The organism is Aestuariimicrobium sp. G57 (genome assembly GCF_050110855.1).
Lineage (GTDB): Bacteria > Actinomycetota > Actinomycetes > Propionibacteriales > Propionibacteriaceae > Aestuariimicrobium.
This window is the reverse complement of record NZ_JBNINW010000002.1, coordinates 205,113-224,226: the sequence shown is the minus strand read 5'-3', so window position 1 is coordinate 224,226 and position 19,114 is coordinate 205,113. Positions and strand designations below refer to the sequence as shown.

At 68.2% G+C, this 19,114-nt stretch carries 16 protein-coding genes; 9 read left to right on the top strand and 7 right to left on the bottom strand.

What is annotated here, in order from left to right; translation table 11 throughout:
- Positions 1-51 precede the first annotated feature (51 nt).
- The gene (locus ACQCX5_RS05075) at positions 52-981 is read left to right on the top strand and encodes a type IV toxin-antitoxin system AbiEi family antitoxin domain-containing protein (protein WP_434540927.1); all 930 of its coding nucleotides are present in this window, start codon (positions 52-54) and stop codon (positions 979-981) included.
- Between the two features lie 115 nt (positions 982-1,096).
- Here ACQCX5_RS05075 and ACQCX5_RS05070 read toward each other — a convergent pair whose 3' ends face one another.
- A complete protein-coding gene (locus ACQCX5_RS05070) occupies positions 1,097-2,992 on the bottom strand; it encodes an ATP-binding cassette domain-containing protein (protein WP_434540926.1) in 1,896 nt (631 codons plus the stop codon).
- Between the two features lie 484 nt (positions 2,993-3,476).
- On the opposite strand from ACQCX5_RS05070, the gene ACQCX5_RS05065 reads away from it, so the two are divergent.
- From ACQCX5_RS05065 to ACQCX5_RS05035, 7 genes are all read left to right on the top strand, one after another.
- Positions 3,477-4,808 carry a sensor histidine kinase gene (locus tag ACQCX5_RS05065; protein WP_434540925.1) on the top strand — a complete coding sequence of 444 codons (1,332 nt, stop codon included), beginning with the start codon at positions 3,477-3,479 and terminating at the stop codon, positions 4,806-4,808.
- Positions 4,809-4,837: 29 nt separating this feature from the next.
- The gene (locus ACQCX5_RS05060) at positions 4,838-5,572 is read left to right on the top strand and encodes a response regulator (protein WP_434541292.1); all 735 of its coding nucleotides are present in this window, start codon (positions 4,838-4,840) and stop codon (positions 5,570-5,572) included.
- A 68-nt stretch (positions 5,573-5,640) separates the two neighbouring features.
- Positions 5,641-6,525, top strand: a complete 885-nt coding sequence (locus ACQCX5_RS05055) for an ABC transporter ATP-binding protein (RefSeq protein ID WP_434540924.1) — start codon at positions 5,641-5,643, stop codon at positions 6,523-6,525.
- Positions 6,522-7,787 carry an ABC transporter permease gene (locus ACQCX5_RS05050; protein ID WP_434540923.1) on the top strand — a complete coding sequence of 422 codons (1,266 nt, stop codon included), beginning with the start codon at positions 6,522-6,524 and terminating at the stop codon, positions 7,785-7,787. The genes ACQCX5_RS05055 and ACQCX5_RS05050 overlap by 4 nt, the downstream gene beginning before the upstream one ends.
- 171 nt (positions 7,788-7,958) lie before the next feature.
- Positions 7,959-9,536: an anaerobic glycerol-3-phosphate dehydrogenase subunit GlpA gene (gene glpA / locus ACQCX5_RS05045; protein WP_434540922.1), complete on the top strand. Its 1,578-nt coding sequence runs from the start codon at positions 7,959-7,961 to the stop codon at positions 9,534-9,536.
- Positions 9,533-10,831 (top strand): glycerol-3-phosphate dehydrogenase subunit GlpB, encoded by a 1,299-nt coding sequence (glpB, locus tag ACQCX5_RS05040; protein ID WP_434540921.1) that lies wholly within the window; start codon positions 9,533-9,535, stop codon positions 10,829-10,831. Before glpA ends, glpB begins: the two co-directional genes overlap by 4 nt.
- 32 nt (positions 10,832-10,863) lie before the next feature.
- A complete protein-coding gene (locus ACQCX5_RS05035; RefSeq protein ID WP_434541291.1) occupies positions 10,864-12,114 on the top strand; it encodes an anaerobic glycerol-3-phosphate dehydrogenase subunit C in 1,251 nt (416 codons plus the stop codon).
- Between the two features lie 64 nt (positions 12,115-12,178).
- Here ACQCX5_RS05035 and ACQCX5_RS05030 read toward each other — a convergent pair whose 3' ends face one another.
- Both ACQCX5_RS05030 and ACQCX5_RS05025 read right to left on the bottom strand, forming a co-directional pair.
- Positions 12,179-12,940 carry a 5'-methylthioadenosine/adenosylhomocysteine nucleosidase gene (locus ACQCX5_RS05030; protein WP_434540920.1) on the bottom strand — a complete coding sequence of 254 codons (762 nt, stop codon included), beginning with the start codon at positions 12,938-12,940 and terminating at the stop codon, positions 12,179-12,181.
- Positions 12,937-13,404, bottom strand: coding sequence for an S-ribosylhomocysteine lyase (locus tag ACQCX5_RS05025; protein WP_434540919.1), 468 nt, complete (start codon positions 13,402-13,404; stop codon positions 12,937-12,939). The genes ACQCX5_RS05030 and ACQCX5_RS05025 overlap by 4 nt, the downstream gene beginning before the upstream one ends.
- Before the next feature lie 176 nt (positions 13,405-13,580).
- Here ACQCX5_RS05025 and ACQCX5_RS05020 point away from each other — a divergent pair, with 176 nt between their 5' ends.
- Positions 13,581-14,453 carry a YwiC-like family protein gene (locus ACQCX5_RS05020; RefSeq protein WP_434540918.1) on the top strand — a complete coding sequence of 291 codons (873 nt, stop codon included), beginning with the start codon at positions 13,581-13,583 and terminating at the stop codon, positions 14,451-14,453.
- 893 nt (positions 14,454-15,346) lie between these two features.
- Here ACQCX5_RS05020 and ACQCX5_RS05015 read toward each other — a convergent pair.
- The 4 genes from ACQCX5_RS05015 to ACQCX5_RS05000 all read right to left on the bottom strand — a co-directional run bounded on the left by ACQCX5_RS05015 (position 15,347) and on the right by ACQCX5_RS05000 (position 19,110).
- On the bottom strand, positions 15,347-16,129 hold the full coding sequence (locus ACQCX5_RS05015; RefSeq protein ID WP_434540917.1) for a DeoR/GlpR family DNA-binding transcription regulator: 783 nt from the start codon (positions 16,127-16,129) through the stop codon (positions 15,347-15,349).
- A 54-nt stretch (positions 16,130-16,183) separates the two neighbouring features.
- Entirely contained in the window at positions 16,184-16,840 is a 657-nt protein-coding gene (locus ACQCX5_RS05010) for a class II aldolase/adducin family protein (RefSeq protein ID WP_434540916.1), read from the bottom strand.
- A 63-nt stretch (positions 16,841-16,903) separates the two neighbouring features.
- Positions 16,904-17,941: a zinc-dependent alcohol dehydrogenase gene (locus ACQCX5_RS05005; RefSeq protein WP_434540915.1), complete on the bottom strand. Its 1,038-nt coding sequence runs from the start codon at positions 17,939-17,941 to the stop codon at positions 16,904-16,906.
- A 116-nt stretch (positions 17,942-18,057) separates the two neighbouring features.
- A complete protein-coding gene (locus ACQCX5_RS05000) occupies positions 18,058-19,110 on the bottom strand; it encodes an NAD(P)H-dependent glycerol-3-phosphate dehydrogenase (protein WP_434540914.1) in 1,053 nt (350 codons plus the stop codon).
- Positions 19,111-19,114 lie beyond the last annotated feature (4 nt).

Genomic DNA, 19,114 nt, shown 5'->3' with positions numbered 1-19,114 from the left:
GGTAGGGAATGCTGAGCGGCGGGTGCTACTGGATTGGGCTTTGCTGGGGGCATGACCTCGATCACCACCGCTGACCTGCATCGCCGCGGGCTCAACAAGCACCAGATCGCCCAGCTGGTGAAGAGTGGCCAGCTCGTCCGGCTGTCAAGGGGCATCTACCTCAGCTGTCCTGATGGACGACCTGCGGACCGACGGCTCCTGCACGAGGCGCTGGCGTCGTCCCGGGATGATGTGCTCGCCCTCGAATCGGCGGCTCTGTTGCACCGGCTGCCGACACTGTTCGTGCCCGAACTCGTCACGACCGTCCGTCCAGGTGGCGGACGCAGCCGGACGTCGCGGACACAAGCCGTCCTGACCGGGCCGCTTCCTGCGCAGCACGTGACGCTGGTCGGTGACCAGCTGGCCACCTCGATTGCGCGGACAGTAGTGGACCTGACCCGGGTGCGGGGGCTTGCGGCGGGGCTGGTTCCCTGGGAGGCCGCGCGCTGGAACGCCCGGGTGGAGTTCAAGCTGCCTGACTTCGACGCGCAGGTCGCCGAGGCCATCGACACGCTGAAGGGCCGCCACGGCATCGATCGCGCCCGGCAGGCGTTGTCGATGGCTTCGGCCTTGAGCCAGAGCCCCGCCGAAACCCGTAGTCGGCTGGCCATGATGGACGTCGGGCTGCCCATGCCGGTGCAGCAGTTCGAGGTGCTGGACGAGCGCGGCAATGTTGTCGCGACCACTGACTTCGCGTGGCCCGAGCTGGGGGTGCTGGGCGAGTACGACGGGCAGGACAAGTACACCGTGCTGGCCCGCCCGGGGGAGACGCCGGCCCAGGTCGTCCGCCGCGAGAAGCGTCGCCAGGAGGCGGCCGAATCGCTCGGCTGGGTGTTCGCGCGATGGGGCAAGGAGGAAGTCGCCCGGCCGGCCCTGCTGCTCACCCGGGTTCGTCGCGCGTTCGGCATCGCGGAGCGCAGAGGGCACCTCAGCCTGGCGTAATTGCCCGCCGGTGGGAACCTTGCCCATCGGCGGGAACTTTGCCGTGCGGCGCCGGTGTGCAAAGTTGCCGTGGTGAGGCAAACCCCCGGACGACCGTGAGCCCCACCACACCAGCTCACGTCGACGACTTGCGCCGCTCCAGCAGCTTCAGTGTTCCCCAGAACATCGCTGCCGAGAACACCAGCAGCGCCATGCCCGAGATGAACCACACCCCGGCGTTGTGCTCCCACAACCAGTCATCGGGCGCCGAGGGGTTCAGGCTGCGGTAGTCAATCGTGTTGGCCCCCATGCCAAAGGCCCAACGCCCCGGCACCAGATGCGAAATGAGGTCGAGCGGCTGGCGTCCGGTGATGTCGATCAACCCGCCGCACAACAACAGCTGCAGGATCACGCTGACCGCCAGCACCGGCATGGTCTGCTCCTGGGATGTCACCAGCCCCGAGAACAACAACCCCAGCATGCCGGTGGCCAGCGTCATCAGGAACACCATCCACACCAGCTCGAACGACCCCGGGAACAACGCCCCCTCGCTCGGCCCGTCCTTGCCGATGAGCACCACGATCACCAGCAACAGCGCCTGCACCAGCGAGAGCCCCGCCAGCACCGACACCTTCGACCACAGGTAGATCAGCGGCTGCACACCGACAGCCCGTTCCCGCAGGTAGATCGGGCGTTCGGCGATCAATTCGCGCACCGTGGTGACCATGCCCATCAGCGCGCCGCACATCACCAGCACCAGCAGCAACTGGCCCGGCTCGCTCGACGGCTGGCCCGACCCGAAGCCCTGCTCGCCCGGGATCACCCACGCCGCGAACCCCAGCACGATCGGCATCAGCAGGCTCAGCGCCGCATACGACCTGTCGCTGATGATGATCTCGAGCTGCCGGCGCACCAGTGTGCTGAACTGCCGGTCGGTCTTCGGTGGACGAGGCCGTGGCAGCTGGGGTGGGGGCCCCTGCCGCTGCAATTGCTGGGCAGGGTGCCCGGCCGCGGCTTGTGCGTGCCGCTCGATGGCCTGCCACCGGTTGGGGTCGGCCTTGATGTAGTCGAAGATGTCGGCGTAGTTGTCGGTGCCGAACCGCTGTGCCACCTGCGACGGCGGCCCGAAATAGGCCAGCTTGCCGCCGGGGGCCAGCACCACGACCGCGTCGCAGTCGTCGAGATTGGCCACCGAGTGGGTGATCACGAGCACTGTGCGGTCGCCGGTGGCCTGCTGGCGCAGCAGTTCCATGACGTCGCGGTCGAGGCTCGGGTCGAGGCCCGAGGTCGGCTCGTCGAGCAGCAGCAGCGTCGGCTGGGTGATCAGCTCCATCGCCACCGACGTGCGCTTGCGCTGGCCACCCGACAGCTTCTTGACCAGTGTGTCGGCGTGCGCGGTCAGCCCCAGCTCGCCGATGACCTCGTTCACTTCGCGGTCGCGGGCGGGTTTGTCGTAGTCAGCGGGCAGTCGCAGTTCGGCGGCATATCCCAGCGACTTGCGCACCGTCAGGTCGCGGTGCACGACGTCGTCCTGCGGCACCACGCCGATGCGGGTGCGCAACTGTTCATAGTTCTGGTACAGGTCGTGCCCCGCATAGAAGACCTGCCCCGACGTCGCCGGCTGTGAACCGGTCAGTGCCTTCAGCAGCGTCGACTTGCCCGCTCCCGAGGGCCCGACGATCGCCACCAGGCTGCCGCCGGGCACCGAGAACGAGAGGCCGTCCATCAGCACCTTGCCGTCCTTGAGCGTGAAGCTGATGTTGTTCGCCACGAGTGCGGTGTCGCGGTCGTCCAGTTCGACCAGCACGCCCTGGTGGTTGGCGAAGCTGGTGCGCCCGATGGTCAGCCGGTCGCCCGGGGTCACCAGCGCCTGGCGGATGTCGTGGCCATTCAGCTGCGTGCCATTGCGCGAGTTCGCGTCGCGCACCCCGAAGTTCGGCCCCTCACGGCGGATCATCGCGTGCTGCCGCGACACCAGCGGGTCGTCGAGCACCAGCATGCTGCTGGGGTCGCGTCCCACCGTGACGGTCACGCCGGGTGGTGGGTCAATGCGTCGTGGTGGACGACGCGCCGCGGGCGGTTGGGCTGGGCCGGAGGGGGCGCCCGCGGCCGTCCCGGGGCTGCCCGCACCCCTCGCACGCGGCACCATGCGCACCGTGTCGCCGGGGTCGGGGCTGAACTGCGGGGGTCGCTGCTGCGGAGCGGGCCCATGCGGTGGTGGGGGCCCCTGTGGCGGGCGCTGCCCCTGCGGCGGACGCCCCGGCCCGGCTCCCGGAACCCATGGTCCCTGTGGGGGCCGGGGACCCTCCTGAGGCGGTCGTCCCGGGGGGTACGGCGGCTGTCCCATGGAGCGGCCTCCCAACAATCACGTCGTCTGCATGGTCCGTGGCCACGATACCGGCGTGACGGTCAGGGCGTGCCACGGGCCGGACTCCCCGGAAAGGCGGACGCCGGCACGCCGCCACGTCCCTCCAGGGACGGATCCCACCCGCCCCCAGCCGCCATAGGCTGACCGGGTGAGCATCATCGAACGCCTGCGTGAGTGGTTCGGCTGGGACGACGACTGGGAGCGCCCGCGCCCGCCCATCGGGCGTGCCGATGTGGTGTTGGCAACGCTCGCGCTGACCATGGGGTGGCTGAACTCCGAAGCCGTGCTCTCGCAGCTCGCCCACGAACAGGTCACCTCGGCGACCTGGCTGCGCGTGCTGTTGCTCGTGACCGGCGCGGCGCTGCTCGTGTTCCGGCGCAGGTTCCCGCTGCCGACGATGCTGCTGCTCGGCGTGCACTTCTTCCTGGCCGTGACTTATGCGCCCGAGGTCGGCTACACCCTGGTCTTCCAACTGTTCGCCTTCCTGGGGCTCTACAGCGGGCTGGCCTGGGGATCGAACCGTCGCGCCACCATCCTGGCCGCAGCAGCGCTTGCGCTGGGTCTGGCGACCTGGCTCGTCTGGGAATTCGCTGTGGGGCGCGGGCTCGAAGGGCTCGGCATCCTGCCGGCCGAATCGGCGGGCCTGTTCAGCCCCCTGACGGGGGCGATCGTCGGGTCCGTGCTCGCCAATGGCGTCTACCTGTTCTCGTCGGTGCTCATGGGCCAGGTCGCCTGGCGCCAGGCCCGCACCGAGCACGTGCTGCGTGAGCAGGCCGAGACGATCCAGGTGCAGTCCGAGCGCATCGCTGAAGACGCGGTGCTCACCGAACGCCTGCGGCTCGCGCGCGAACTGCACGATGTCGTGGCCCACCACATCTCGGTGATGGGCGTCCAGGCTTCAGGAGCCCGGGCAGTGCTCTCGAAAGACCCCGACCTCGCCGCCCAGGCGCTCGACAATGTCGCCGATGCCAGCCGGTCGGCCGTCACCCAGATGCGCGGTCTGCTGGGCACGTTGCGCTCACCGCGTGAACTGGACGAGGCAGGGCGGGCCCCCGAACCCACCCTGGCCGAGGTTGCCGACCTCGCCCGCGCCGCCACCACCACCGGGTTCACGGTGCAGTACAGCCTGATTGAGCACGCCGAACGTGGGGCCGATGACGTACCGCTGCCGGTCGGGTTGACCATCTATCGCACGGTGCAGGAGTCGATCACCAATGCCCGGCGCCACTCGAGCGCGCGCCACGTGCGGGTGGTGGTGCGGCTCGACCTGCTCTTCGCCGAGGTCGAGGTCACCGATGACGGCACGCCCCGCCCCGGCAGCGGCGGCTCGGGCTACGGCCAGCTCGGCATCCGCGAGCGCGCCGAGTCGCTCGGCGGTGAGGTCGAGCTGGGGCCGCGCCCCACGGGCGGCTACCGCGTGCGGGTGCGGTTGCCGCTGCTGCGTCATGGCACCGGCCAGGTGGCAGGGTTGGCATCGTGACCGAGAAGCCGATCGACACCGAGAACCCCATCACCGTGCTGCTCGTCGACGACCAGGCCATGCTGCGTGCGGGCTTCGCCATGATCCTGTCCGTCGAGGACGACATCGAGGTCGTCGGGCAGGCGGCGAACGGCCAGGAGGCCATCAACGCGGTGGCCGGGCTCGCTCCCGACGTGGTGCTCATGGATGTGCAGATGCCCGTGCTCGACGGCATTGCCGCCACCGAACGCATCGTCGCCGACAGCGACGCAAAGGTCATCATCGTGACCACCTTCGACCGCGATGACTACCTGTTCGACGGCCTGCGGGCCGGCGCGGCGGGCTTCCTGTTGAAGAACTCCGACCCGGCGGTCCTGGTCGAGGCGGTGCGAGCCGTGGGGCAGGGCAATGCGCTGCTGAGCCCCGAGGTCACCATGCGGGTCATCGCCGAGATGACCCAGCAGCAGGTTCACCAGCAACCAGCCGCAGGCGGTGCCACCAGCCGCGCGCAGGCCTCGTCCACGTCGCCGGGGCCGTGCCCGGTGCGCGCTGCCGAACTGGCCCGGCTGACCGAACGCGAGCGCGAGGTGCTGGGCCTGATCGGACGGGGGCTGAGCAACCACGAGATCGCCACCCAGCTGTTTGTCGGCGAGGCGACCGTCAAGACCCACGTCAGCAACCTGCTCTCAAAGCTGCAGCTGCGTGACCGGGTGCAGGCGGTGGTCTTCGCCTATGAGGCCGGGCTCATCACTGTGGGGGAGCGCCGAATTCCGCCCCTCGACTGATCCGGACGACCCGGGCGGTCGGCAAGGCTTGGACCATCAACAAGCAGGGCCACCGACCAGGGGGTAAAATGCTGGAAGTTCAAGGGCTGACAAGGCGCTTCGGTGAACGCCTTGCCGTCGACGGGGTGTCATTCACCGTGCCGGACGGCGCCACCATCGGCTTCGTCGGTGCCAACGGTGCCGGCAAGACCACCACGATGCGCATGATCATGGGCCTGCTGGCCCCCACTGCCGGCAGCGTGCTGTGGGACGGCCACCACGCCACCGATGCCAACCGGCGCGCGTTCGGCTACATGCCCGAGGAACGCGGCCTCTACCCCAAGCAACCGATCCTGTCGCAGCTGGTCTACCTGGGCGAACTGCGCGGCATGACCCCGGCACAGGCCCGGGTCGAAGCCACCGACATGCTCACCGAACTTGGTCTGGGCGAACGGCTCAAGGACAAGCTCGAGAAGCTCTCGCTCGGCAACCAGCAGCGTGTGCAGATCGCCGCAGCGCTGCTGGCCAGCCCCACGATGCTCGTGCTCGACGAGCCCTTCTCGGGCCTCGACCCGATGGCCGTCGATGCCACCAGCGAACTGCTGCGCCGCCGCACCGGCGCCGGGGTGCCCGTGCTGTTCAGCAGCCACCAGCTCGACCTGGTCGAGCGGTTGTGCGACGGCCTGGTGATCCTGTCCGGTGGACGAGTCGTCGCCCAGGGCACCCGCGAGCAGCTCATCGCGCTCGGCCCGGTGCGCCACCGCCTGGTCGTCGCCGGTGATGCCGGCTGGGTGCGTGACCTGGCGGGCGTCCAGGTCGTCGACGTCGACGGCAACATCGCCGTGCTCGCCGACCTGGCCGAGGACGGCACCCAGGCGGTGCTGGGCGAGGCCATGCGCCGGGGGCCGGTGCACGAGTTCGCCCCCATCCGCCCATCCCTCAGCGAGATCTACCGAAAGGTCACGGACCAGTGAGCACCGACACCCGACAGGGCACCGAGGCCCTCGCGCAGCCGACCACCGCGACCCACCCCGCAGGCCGCCCCAGCACCAGGCCGTATTCACCCCCACGGCACCCGTGGACGATCGTGATGCGCCGCGAGCTGTTCACGAAGCTCACTGACAAGGCATTCCTGACCAGCACGCTGATCACGCTGGTGCTGATCATCGGTTTCGCCGGGGTGCAGATCTTCTTGGCACAGCGGTCACACGAGTCGGTCGTCGCAGTGAACAATGCTGCGGGCCAGTCGGTCGTCCACGGGGCGCACGAGATCGAGCACGCGGCCAACGACAAGAACTCGGTCACCGCGCGCACCGTCGCGTCCGACGCCGAGGGACGCCAGCTGGTGGCAGACGGGGCCGTCGACGCTTTCCTGCTGTCGCAGCCGGATGGCAGTTGGCAACTGGTCTTCGAGAAGCAGGCCGACCTGGGCCTGCAGCAGGCGCTCAGCCAGGCGCTCGCCGGGGTGGTCTCGGGCACGCTCGCCGTCGAGGCGGGCATGACCCCGCAAGAACTCGCCAGGGCCACCACCATCAACACCCAGCTGCTCGACGGGTCGGCCGACCAGGCGATGCTGGCCCAGGTGGTCAGCTTCGCGTTCGCGGTGCTGTTCTTCATGTCGGCGTTGACGTTCGGCATGCAGATCGCGGGCTCGGTCGTCGAAGAGAAGGCGAGCCGCATCGTCGAGATCATCTCGGCAGCCATCCCCATCAGGCATCTGCTGGCCGGCAAGGTGATCGGCAACACCCTGCTCGGCTTCGGGCAGATGGCGGTGTTCGGCATCGTCGCGCTGGTCGCGGTCAGCTTCACCCCGTACAAGGCGATGCTGCCGAGCCTGGGCGGTGGCGTGGCGTGGTTCCTTGTCTATTTCATCGCCGGGTTCCTGGCGCTGGCCTGTGTGTGGGCCGTGGCCGGCTCGCTGGCCAGCCGGCAGGAGGACCTGCAGCAGACGACCACCCCACTGACGCTGATTCTCACCGCCGTCTATTTCGCGGGGCTGTTCGTCACCGGAACCGCGCAGACGGTGCTGAGCTACCTGCCGGTGCTCTCGTCGGTGATGATGCCGGCCAGGTTCGTGGCGGGCACGGCCCAGTGGTACGACCTGGTCATCGGGCTGGTGATCAACCTGGTGTTCGCCGCCCTGACGGTCGTGGTCGGCGAGAAGATCTATCGCCGCAGCCTGCTGCAGACCGGCGGGGTGATCAGCCTGCGCCAGGCCCTGAAGCTCACTGATTAACGAACCGGTCTGCTGACGTAAAACCCGGGCCCGACAAGCCATTCCGACGCCGGTGGTGCACGAATGTGCCACCGGCGTCGGCGCGTCATGGAACTTGTCGCCCGGGGCTCCACGGACGTCCCGGGGCCAATATGGTGGAAGGCGAACCCTAACCTCGATGGGGAGGACCGCATGAAGCGTCTGAGCGTGGATGTCGTCGTGATTGGTGGCGGGGCCACCGGCGCGGGCGTCGTCCGAGATGTGGCGATGCGTGGATATTCCACGGCATTGCTTGACAAGGCCGACTTCGGCCAAGGCACTACCGGCCGGTACCACGGCCTGCTGCATTCTGGTGGGCGCTATGTCGTCTCTGACCAGCACTCGGCCACCGAGTGCGCCGAAGAGAATGCCATCCTGCGCCGCATCCAGGCCCATGCCGTCGAAGACACCGGCGGCATGTTCGTCGTGACACCCGAGGACGACCTGGAGTATTCAGGTCGATTCGCCATCGGGGCCACCGAGGCCAGGGTGCCGTTCGAAGAGATCACGATCAAAGAAGCGCTGCGCCGCGAGCCGCGGCTCAACCCCGGCATCAAGCGCGCCTTCGCCGTCGAGGACGCCTCGGTCGACGGCTGGCAGCTCGTCTGGGGTGCCGCCAACGATGCCAAGCGCCACGGTGCCCACCTGCTGACCTACCACCGCGTCACCGCCATCGATGTTGCCGACGGCGCCGTGCGCCAGGTCACGGCCTATGACGAGAAGCGCGGCGAAGAGGTGCTGATCGACTGCAGGTTCGTGCTGAACTGCGGCGGCCCCTGGGCCGGCCAGATCGCCGGCATGGCCGGGTGTGAGCAGGTCGAGGTCGTGCCCGGTCGCGGCATCATGATCGCGATGAACCACCGGCTGGTGAACAGCGTGGTCAACCGGTGCATCTACCCCGCCGACGGCGACATCCTCGTGCCCGTGCACACCGTCAGCATCATCGGCACCACCGACGTCAAGGCCGATGACCCCGACCAACTCGCGATCCCGCGCGACGAGGTGCAGCAGATGCTCGACGCCGGTGAGGCGCTCGTGCCCGGCTTCCGCCAGTCGCGCGCCGTGCACGCCTGGTCGGGCGCGCGCCCGCTGTTCAAGGACCCGCGGGTCTCGGCAGCGGACACCCGCCACATGACCCGCGGGATGAAGATCCTCGAGCATGACACCCGCGACGGTGTCTCGGGCATCCTGTCGATCATCGGCGGCAAGCTGACGACCTATCGCCTGATGGCCCAGCACATGGTCGACATCATGGAGGAGAAGCTCGGCGAGTCGCACGAGTGCAAGACCGCCGTCGAGGTCATCCCGGGCAACGAGGACCAGAAGCTGTACCACGTGACCCATCGCCTCGAGGAGCGCGAGAAGGACCGTCGCGACGACCAGATCATCTGCGAATGCGAGCTGATGAACCGCGGCATGATCACCCAGTTGATGGCCGAGCAGCCGACCGCCACCTTCGACGACCTGCGCCGCCAGCTGCGCCTGGGCATGGGCCCCTGCCAGGGTGGCTTCTGCACCATGCGCGCCACGGGTGTGGCACTGGAGGAGAAGATGGTCGACCTGGTGCGCGCCACCGAACTGATGCGGCTGTTCCTCAAGAACCGCTGGATCGGGCTGTGGCCGATCCTCTACGGCGACCAGGTGCGCCAGACCGCACTGGACAACTGGATTTTCCACGGCACGTTCGATGTCGAACACCTGCCGCATGCTGAGGAAGAGGTGCTGGTATGAGTCAGACACAGGCGAGCGAGGCACAGCCGCGCCGGGGCAGCGAGCGTGTCGTCGTCGTGGGTTCGGGGATCGCCGGGCTCACGGCGTCCATCGCACTGGCGCGGGCCGGCCGCACGGTGACCATGGTGACCAAGGGTCTGGGCGGTCTGCAGCTGTCGCAGGGCACGATCGACATCCTGGGCTACGCCGGTGACGACAAGACGCTGGTGACCAGCCCGCTCGATGCCATCGACCAGGTGGGCGACGAGCACCCCTACCGGCGTACCGGACGCGATGCGGTCGAGCAGGGTGTGGCGCTGCTGCGCGAGGTGCTGGGTGACGACGCGTTGGTGGGTTCGACCAACACCAACGACCTGTACCCGACCGCTGTCGGTGCGTTGCGCCCCACCGCGCTGGTGCCGCGCAGCCTGGCCAACGGCAAGGCCGAGCAGGGCAAGAAGTACGTGATCGTGGGCATCCACGAGCTGAAGGACTACCACCCGGAACTGATCGCGGGGAACATCGCCCGCACACCGCTGCCCGATGGCGACCCCGCCCCGGCGCGGCACGTCAGCTTCTCGCTGCCGGCACGTGAACACGAGATCGACATCAGCCCCGTCCAGTACGCCCGGGCGATGGACGACCCGGGTTTCCGCGCGCGGTTCGCCGCGGCGGTCAAGCAGGTCGTCGAGCCGGGCGAGACCGTCGGCGTGCCCGCAGTGCTCGGGCTCAACGACCCGACCGTCTATGACGAGGTTGAGAAGGCGGTCGGTGCGCCGGTCTTCGAGATCGTCTCGCAGCCCCCGTCGGTCGTCGGCATGCGCCTGAACCAGGCGCTGCTCGCCGCGGCAAAGGCGGCCCGGGTGCGGGTCATGCTGGGTGCCGAGGTCACCGGCCTCGAGGTTGACGGCGGACGCGCAAGCGCCGTCAAGGTGCACACGGCAGGCGGCGAGCGCAGGATCACCACCGACTGGGTCGTGCACTGCGGTGGCGGCTTCGAGTCGGGCACGCTGGCGGTCGACTCGTACAACAAGGTCAGCGAGACGGTGTTCGGGCTGCCGGTCAGCGCGACCGATGCCACCCAGCTGATCCATGGGGATTTCTGGGGCAAGCCGCAGCCGCTGTTCCAGGTCGGCCTGCGCACCGACGAGGGCATGCGCGTGCTCGGCGACGACGGCCAGCCCGTGTACCCGAACGTGCTTGCCGCGGGCGGGGTGCTCGCCGGGTCGATCCGGTGGGATGAGAAGTCTGGTGAGGGCATCGCCCTCGGCAGCGCGATGAAGGCTGCGGCCACCATCACTGAAGGAGCCAACTGATGACTGACCTCGACAACAAGCCGGGCACTGCCATGTCGCCCGCCGCAGGCCACGGGCATCCCGACACCACGATGCGCGAGACCCTCGACCACTGCGTCAAGTGCACCATCTGTGAAACGCAATGCCCGGTCGCGCGGGTGACGCCGAAGTTCCCCGGCCCGAAGTTCGTGGGCCCGCAGGCCGAGCGCTTCCGCAACGGCGAGTCCGTCGATGATTCGATCGACTACTGCTCGTCATGCGGCATCTGCACCCAGGCCTGCCCGCAGGGGGTCAAGATCGCCGAGATCAACACCATCCGCCGTGCAGAGATGCGCGCGGGCAAGATCCCGGTGCGCGACAAGCTGATCACCCAGACCACGCTGATGGGCAAGTTCATGACCCCGTTCGCCCCGATCGCGAACATGGCCCTGGGCAACAAGCCGATCCGCAAGATCGTCCAGGCCGTGGTGGGTGTGGCCGAGGACGCCGCGATGCCGCCGGCCCAGTCGCAGACGGTGCAGGGCTGGCTCAAGAAGCGCAAGCCCCCGGTCAAGCAGCCCACCCGTGAGCCGATCGTGTTCTTCACCGGTTGCGCCGGCGGCTACTTCGAGGTCGAGACGTCGAAGAAGACCATCGAGGTGCTCGAGTTCCTGGGCTATGAGGTGCTCGTCCCCAAGCAGGGTTGCTGCGGCCTGGCCCAGCAGAGCAATGGCCTGTTCGAGGGCGCACGTCGCGACGTGCTGTCGCTGTGTGACGCGCTGCTTTCGGCGGGCAAAGACCTGACGATCGTGTCGAGCTCGGGTTCGTGTGCGGGCATGATGAAGCATGAGGCCCACCAGATCCTGGGCGTGGACGACCCGCGCCTGCTCGACGTCGGCACCCGCATGCGTGAGACCTCGGAGTTCCTGCTCGAGATCATGGACGAGGGCGTGCTGACCCCCGAGATGTTCCGCGAGATCAACGTCACCGTGCCCTACCACCAGCCCTGCCAGGTGAAGTCGCAGGCCATGGGCATGCCGGCCCTGACGGTGATGGAATCGATCCCGGGTGTCAAGGTTGTCGACTCGAACCAGCCCTGCTGCGGCATCGCCGGCACCTATGGCCTCAAGAAAGAGAAGTACGAGATCGCCAAGGCCGTCGGCCAGCCGGTGTTCGACATGGTGAAGGCCACCAACCCGAACCTGGGGGCCTGTGACACCGAGACCTGCCGCTGGCAGATCGAGAAGCATTCGGGTGTGAAGATGGTGCACCCGGTCGAGCTGGTGCACCAGGCACTGGGGCTGTCGAACAACCTGCCGGTGTGAGGCCGGCACCCCTCAAGGAACCACACACCTGCCCTCGATGCGTCGAGGGCAGGTGTGTTCTTGTTCAGACAGCGGCACCCTGAGGTGTCTCGTGGTGGTGTGGCGCCAGGTCGCCCTGGCCCAGCAATGCCTCGACCACCTCAGCCGCGCGCTGCGACACGCTCGACAGGTTGTCGTTGAACTCTTCGCCGGCGTTCGGCCCGGCCATGTCAGAGATGCCGCGCACCGAGACGAACGGCACCTCGAACGAATAGCAGACCTGGGCGATGGCGGCCGATTCCATGTCAACCGCCACCGTGTCGGGATGCTCGAAGACGATCGTGTCGAGCAGGTTGCCGGCCACGAACACGTCACCTGACGCGATCGGCCCCAGCACCACACCGGGCACCATGCGCAGCCGCTCGATCGCCGCCATGTCCGCCGGGAACCGGGCTGGCATGCCCGGCACCTGCCCCGGCACGTAGCCGAAGGCCACCGCGTCGGCGTTGGAGTAGTTCAGCTCGGTCGAGACCACCACGTCACCGGGGGTCACCTTGCCCTCCATGCCGCCGGCGCTGCCGACCGAGATCACCAGGTCGGGCTGCCACAGGTGCAGTGCTGTCAGCACTGCCGAGGCACCATTGACCAGGCCGATGCCGCTGCGCACGAGCACCACGTCCTGGCCCGCGAGGCGTCCGGCCTGAAACCTGGCCGCACCCACCTCGGTCACGCGCTGCAGGTCGCTGGCGCGGTCGCTGAAGGGGCGCAGTTCATCGCCCATTGCGGCAATCACCAGCGCGCGCACCGTCGGGCGCTGGCTGGTCAATCCATGTTCTGCGGTGTTCATTGTTGCACCGTCTCCCACTCCGACTTGTGTGCAAGAAACTCGCTGGCCGCTGCCTGCGCACCGGCCAGGTCATGGCTGGCTGCCCAACCACACTGCACTTCGTTGGCGGCTGGCACCTCCTCAGCCGCGATGACATCGGACAGCGTAGTGGCCAGGGTGTCGAGGAAGGCCGGCATGCCGCCCACCTCGTCCTGGTTCACGACGGTGACATAGAAGCCTGTCTGGCATCCCATGGGGCCAAGGTCGATCACGTTGTCGACGTGGTCACGGATGCGTTCGGCCATCGTGTGCTCCAGCGAGTGCACGGTCGGCATCGGCAGGTGGGCCTCGTTGGGCTGGCAGAAGCGCACGTCGTACTTCGTGATGATGTCGCCCCCCGGCAAGTGCTTCGTGTCTGCCACGCGCACATAGGGGGCCGCTACTGTTCGGTGGTCAAGGTTGAAACTCTCGACGTTCTGAACCATGAAACGAACCTCCTTGTCCTGCGCGCTGTCCAGCGAGCATGCAACAGGATATCCATGGGCGAGGGATGAAGGATACATCCCGTAACACCGTTTTTGTTACGAATCTGAGAAATTCCCAAAAGGAATGGTGAACCCACGCTGTCAGCTGGGAATTTGGGTGGGCTAGCGTGGGTTCCATGTCTGGTAACGCTACGACCTCCGCATCCACGGCTGTGGTGCGTGGTGCGGGGCCGCAGGTGCGGCGCCAGAGGTCGGGTCGTCCACGTCGTTCGCCCGGATGGGTTCCCCAGCAGCATGGTGCCTGGGCGATCCTGGTCGTGCCCTGGTTGGTGGGTCTCATGCTGCATTCAGCCTCGGTGACCGTCAGCAAATCCTCCGAAATGGCCGCGCTCGTGCTCGGGCCGGCCTGGGTGTGCGGCTACCTCGCGTTCAATGCCCTGAATTTGTGGACGAAATCGCCGCCCTCGCGACGCGCGGCCTACCGGCACCCGCTGCTGGTGTACGGCCTGGCGACGGTGGTGCTGGGCGGGGTGGCCGTCGGGTATGGCGGGCCCGGTGTGCTCTGGTGGGCACCCCTCGGAGCCGTGTTGATCGGCGCGGCACTGCTGGCCACCCGGCACAAGCAGGAACGGTCGCTGGCTGCCGGGTTGGTGAGCGTTGCCGCCGGCACAGGGGTGGGGGTGGTCACCAGGTTCTGGTCGCCTGCCGACCTCGGTTCGGCCACGTCGACCGATATCGCCACGCTGGTGGCCACCGCCGCCTATTTCGCGGGCACGGTGCTGGTCGTCAAGACGATGATCAGGCAACGGGGGCACACCGGCTGGCTGCTCGGCTCGATCGGCTACCACGTGCTGCTGCTGGCGGGGGTGGTCGTGGCGGCCGCATCCGGGTGGTTGGGGTGGCCGTGGGTGCTCTTCGCCGCCCTGTGCCTGGTGCGGGCGGTGGTTGAACCGGTCGTGGCGAGGCGTCGCCCGTTGAGCCCGCTGCAGGTCGGGGTGGTCGAGATCGTGCTGTCGGTGGTGCTGCTGGTGGTGGCCTGGGCGGGCTGAACGGGCCACGTGGGTGCTCCCCGGCCTACGGGCCGAAGCCGGGGCCAAGCTGTGTCCGGGGCCAAGCTGTGTCCGGAACCCGGCACGAGTTCGCCCGAGTGGTCCTCCATGACCCCCATTCCCGAGCTCCTGCCGGGTTCTGGTGTGCCAGCGGGGCGGCCGGGTGGGGGGATGACGCCGTTCCCCGGCAGGTGCACCCACCACGCCGTGCAGTGCCCCGAGATCTTGCACAACTGGCACCAGTGCCTCGTCCGCAGCTCGTTCGCAGGGAATGGGGCGCATTCGTGGCACCCAGGTCACGTGTGCAGGTTTCGGCTGGCCTGGGCGGGCAGAGGGTGTCGGGTGCCACGGACGGGCGCCGGGGTCGATCCTGATCCGAAGTGCACGCCGACACCTTTGGCTGCACCTCGACACCCGGCTGCGGGTGTCAGCGTGTTCACAAGGGTGTCGGCGTGTCCTTTGGCGGCGGTCGGCCTGTGGACGAGGCCTCCTGGGGCTCCTCAGCGCCCGTCCGCGGGCGATGCGGGGGTGGGGCCGGGGTGCAGTGCCCCGAGATCTTGCACAACTGGCACCAGTGCCTCGTCCGCAGCTCGTTCGCCGGGAATGGGGCGCATTCGTGGCACCCAGGTCACGTGTGCAGGTTTCGGTTGGCCTGGGCGGGCAGAGGGTGTCGGGTGCCGCGGACGGGCGCCGGGGTCGGTCCAGATCCGATGTGCACGCCGACACCTTTGGCTGCACCTCGACACCCGGCTGCGGGTGTCAGCGTGTTCACAAGGGCGTCGGCGTGTCCCTTTCACCTCGACAGGAGTTGGTGAAATGGACTGGTGCGGCGGCGGACTCGTGAAGTCCGGCCGGGTTCTGGACACCCGGGCGGGCCCGGGCAGCAGGCGTCGTCAGTGCGAGCTGATCACCCGCACCCCCGCCTCGGCCGCAGCCTTGAGCTGGGGCTCATGGGGGTCCATGTCGGTGATGATCACGTCGAAGTCGACCAGCCGTCCGACCTCATACAGTGCGGTGCGGTCGAACTTCGAGGCCGAGACGACCAGCACCGAGGTCGTGGCCCGGGTCGCGGCGAACCGCTTGAACGCCGCCACATCCTCATAGGGGTGATAGACCATGCCGTCCTGGATCGCCGCAGCACCCAGGAAAGCGACGTCGACCCGCAGGCCGCCGAGCGCAGCCATCGCCGAGGGTCCGTAGAACGCCTGCAGCGCACGGCGGTACCGCCCACCGACCATGATCAACTCGGCATCGGAATGCTGCACGACCAGGTCGGCCTGCCCCGTGCAATTGGTCACCACCGTCAGCGAGCCCTTGTCGAGCACGCTCTCAAGGATGAAATGCGCCGTCGTCGAGTCGTCAACCAGCACCGAGTCGCCCCGCTCGACCAGGGGCGCCGCCAGCGGCACGAGCGCATGCTTGGACGACGCCTCCTGACCCAGTCGAAACACGAAACTCGTCTCGGACAGCGACGAAGCCGCCGCCGAGACCTCACCACGGGCGCGGATGATGACCTGCCGGGACTCAAGTTCTGCCAGGTCGCGATAGAGCGTCATCGCTGAAACGCCCATCTCGTCCTGCAGTTCTTCGACACGCATCGTGCCCCGCGAGAAGATCAGCGTGGCAAGCCTGTCCTGCCGCTCCTGCTTCGTCGTCGGGGTTCCCGGCTGGGCCACCACTACCACCGCGCTTCCGTGCTTGTTGTGAGGGGATGTGTGCTCGTCCGAGCGCTATTTCGACTGCCCGTAGCCGCTCATGCCGGCGCCGGCCTCGTCGAGGAGTTCGCGCGAGAGCACCTTCATCGACGCCCCCGCAGCCATGCCCGGGACTGCGGCCATGGCACGCAACTGCACCTCGCAAATGTACTCGAGATAGGGCAGCAGCGAGAAAGCCTTTGCGAGGGTGGGCCCGGTAGTCAGCGCGCCATGGTTGGCCATCAGCGCGCCGGTGCGCCCATGCAGGGCAGCGGCGACATTCTCGGCCAGCTGCGGGGTGCCGAACGTGGCGTAGGGCGAGACCCGCACCGGTCCGCCGAACATCGACGAGTAGTAGTGCGTCGCCGGGATCTCGTCGACGACCAGGCTCAGCGCCGTCGAGGCCGGGGCGTGGTTGTGGGTGATGGCGCCGGCGTCGGTCGCCGCATACACGGCCAGGTGCAGCGGCAGTTCGCTCGACGGCTTGTACTTGGCATCGATCGGGTTGCCCTGCAGGTCGTGCACACCGACGTCGCCGGGTTCCATGGTCTGGTAGTCCATGCCCGAGGGCGAGATGACGACCTGGTCGCCGACGCGCACCGAGACATTGCCCGCGGTGCCGACAACGAGCCCGAGTCGCTGCATCTCCTGACAGACGTGGACGACCTCAGCGCGTTCCTTCTCCAGCAACATGATGGGTGTTCCTCCTTGTGAAAGTGGATGAAGAGCTTGGTGGGGGGCATCCCCCCGAAGAAACTACGGGCGCAGGATGTACTTCGAGCCGAGGCCCTTGCTCATGTCTTCCAGCGAGTCGACCAGCGCCTCGAGCGGGCGCACCTCGGTGACCAGGCTCATGCCGTCGAACTTGCCATTGCCCAGCAGCTCGACCGCGATCTGCACGAACCGGGGCTGGTGGTGGTAGACGCCCTTGATCGTGTACTCGTTGTAGTGCATGTCCGACGAGTTCAGCGTGAACGGGGCGTTCTTCGGGGTGCCGCCGAACAGCACCGCGGTGCCACCCGGACGAAGCTGCAGCACGGCCTGCTCCCACACCTGGGGCAGCCCGACGGCTTCGATGACGACGTCGCCGCCGCGGCCGCCGGGGGTGAACGGCTTCACGGCGTCCGCGCATTCTTGCGGCGTCTCGAGCCCGGACAGGTTGACGACGTGTGCCGCACCCGCCTCGAGCGCCTGCTGCAGGCGGCCCTCGGAACGGTCGGCCACGATCACCGACGCGCCGCGCAGCTGCGCCAGCTTCAGGAACATCTGGCCGATGGGCCCGGCGCCGTTGACCACCACGGTGTCGCCGAGCGCGATGCCCGACTCATGCATGCCGTGCACGACCGTCGACAGCGGCTCGAGCGGGGCGGCGGCCTCGAACGCGAGTGAGTCGGGCAGCTTGTAGGTGTTGCGGTCGACGATCGCCTTGGGCACGACGATCTGTTCGGCGAATGCGCCGTTGAGGTACTGCAGGTTCTCGCACAGCGATTCCCGACCGATGGTGCATGCCCAGCACGCGCCACAGGGGGCGGTGTTGGCGGCGACGACGCGGTCGCCGACGGCGAACTTCTCGACACCCTCGCCGACCTCGGTGACGACGCCCGAGAACTCGTGGCCGAAGCGGGCGGGCAGCGTCGGGAACAGGGTGGGGTGGCCGCGGCGGTACGACTTCAGGTCGGTGCCACAGGTGGCGGCTGCCTTGATCTCGACGGCGATCTCGCCCGGTCCGGGCTTGCCCTCGGGAACGTCCTCGAGACGCAGGTCGCCGGGGCCGTAGAACATGTAGGCGCGCATGGGTGGGGTGTCCTCTCGATGTGGTGTGGGGTCTGGTGTGGATCAGGACGCTGGTGGGGTCAGTCGGCCGGGAACCGAGCGGGGGAGTGGGCCGAGGCCCACTCCCCCCACGGATTTCAGTTTGCGGGTGCCTTGGGCAGCACCGCGTCGACCAGGATCTCTTCGTAGTTGGCCGGGTCGTCCTGGATGATCGTGCGGGCAGCGGTCAGCAGCGGCAGCTGGTCGGCGATCTGCGGGGCGCGCTGGGCCACCAGCTGCACCGCGAGCCCGACGGCGGGTTCGCCCTCGACGGTCTGTTCCTGGGCTGCCATCGTCGCCAGCGCGGCCCGCGAGCCCTCGCCGCGCCCGATGCGGGTGCCGTAGGTGCCGTTGCGGCCCGAGAGCCCGGTCACCTCGAGGTCGCCCACGCCCGCCAGCCTGAACGCCGTGTCCGGACGAGCACCGACGGCCTCGCCCAGCAGCGACATCTCTTTCACGGCCTGGGCGAACGTGGCCGCCTTCAGGTTGTGGTGGGGACGTCCCCGCAGTTCCTGCAGGCCATCGGCGATGCCCAGCATGATCGCGTAGACGTTCTTCATGGGCGCGCAGATCTCGACGCCGATCTCGTCGTCGCTGGCCTCGATGGCATAGCGGCGTGAGCGGGCGGTGGTCGCGTACTTCGTCGACACCGACAGGTCGGTGCAGGCGAACACGGTGGCCGTCGGCTCTTCGGCGGCGCATTCGTTGGCCTTCACGGGGCCACCGACCGCGACGATCGGCGGCACCGTGACACCGTGGGCAGCGGCGATGCGCCGGATGCCGTCGGGCAGCAACTCGATCTGGCCGTCGTCGGCGGGCAGGAACCCCTTCGACGTCAGCCACAGCGCCTCGGCCTGGGCGATGCCCGGCAGGGCCATCTCGGTGACCTTGGCGACACCGACCGAGGCGATCGACAGCACGATCACCTGTGAGCCGGCCATCGCCTGTTCCAGCTCGGACGAGCGGAAGGTCTTCACGGCCGGGTCGATGACGACGTTGATGCGCGGGTGCGGCTGGCCGGCCTCGATGGCATCGACCAGGTGGTCGTCCAACCAGGTGCCCCACAGGTGCGTCGTCCAGCCTGCGCGGACCATGGCATTGGCCAGCGCAGAGCCCATGGCGCCTGCGCCCAGGATGGTGATCTGACTCATTTCG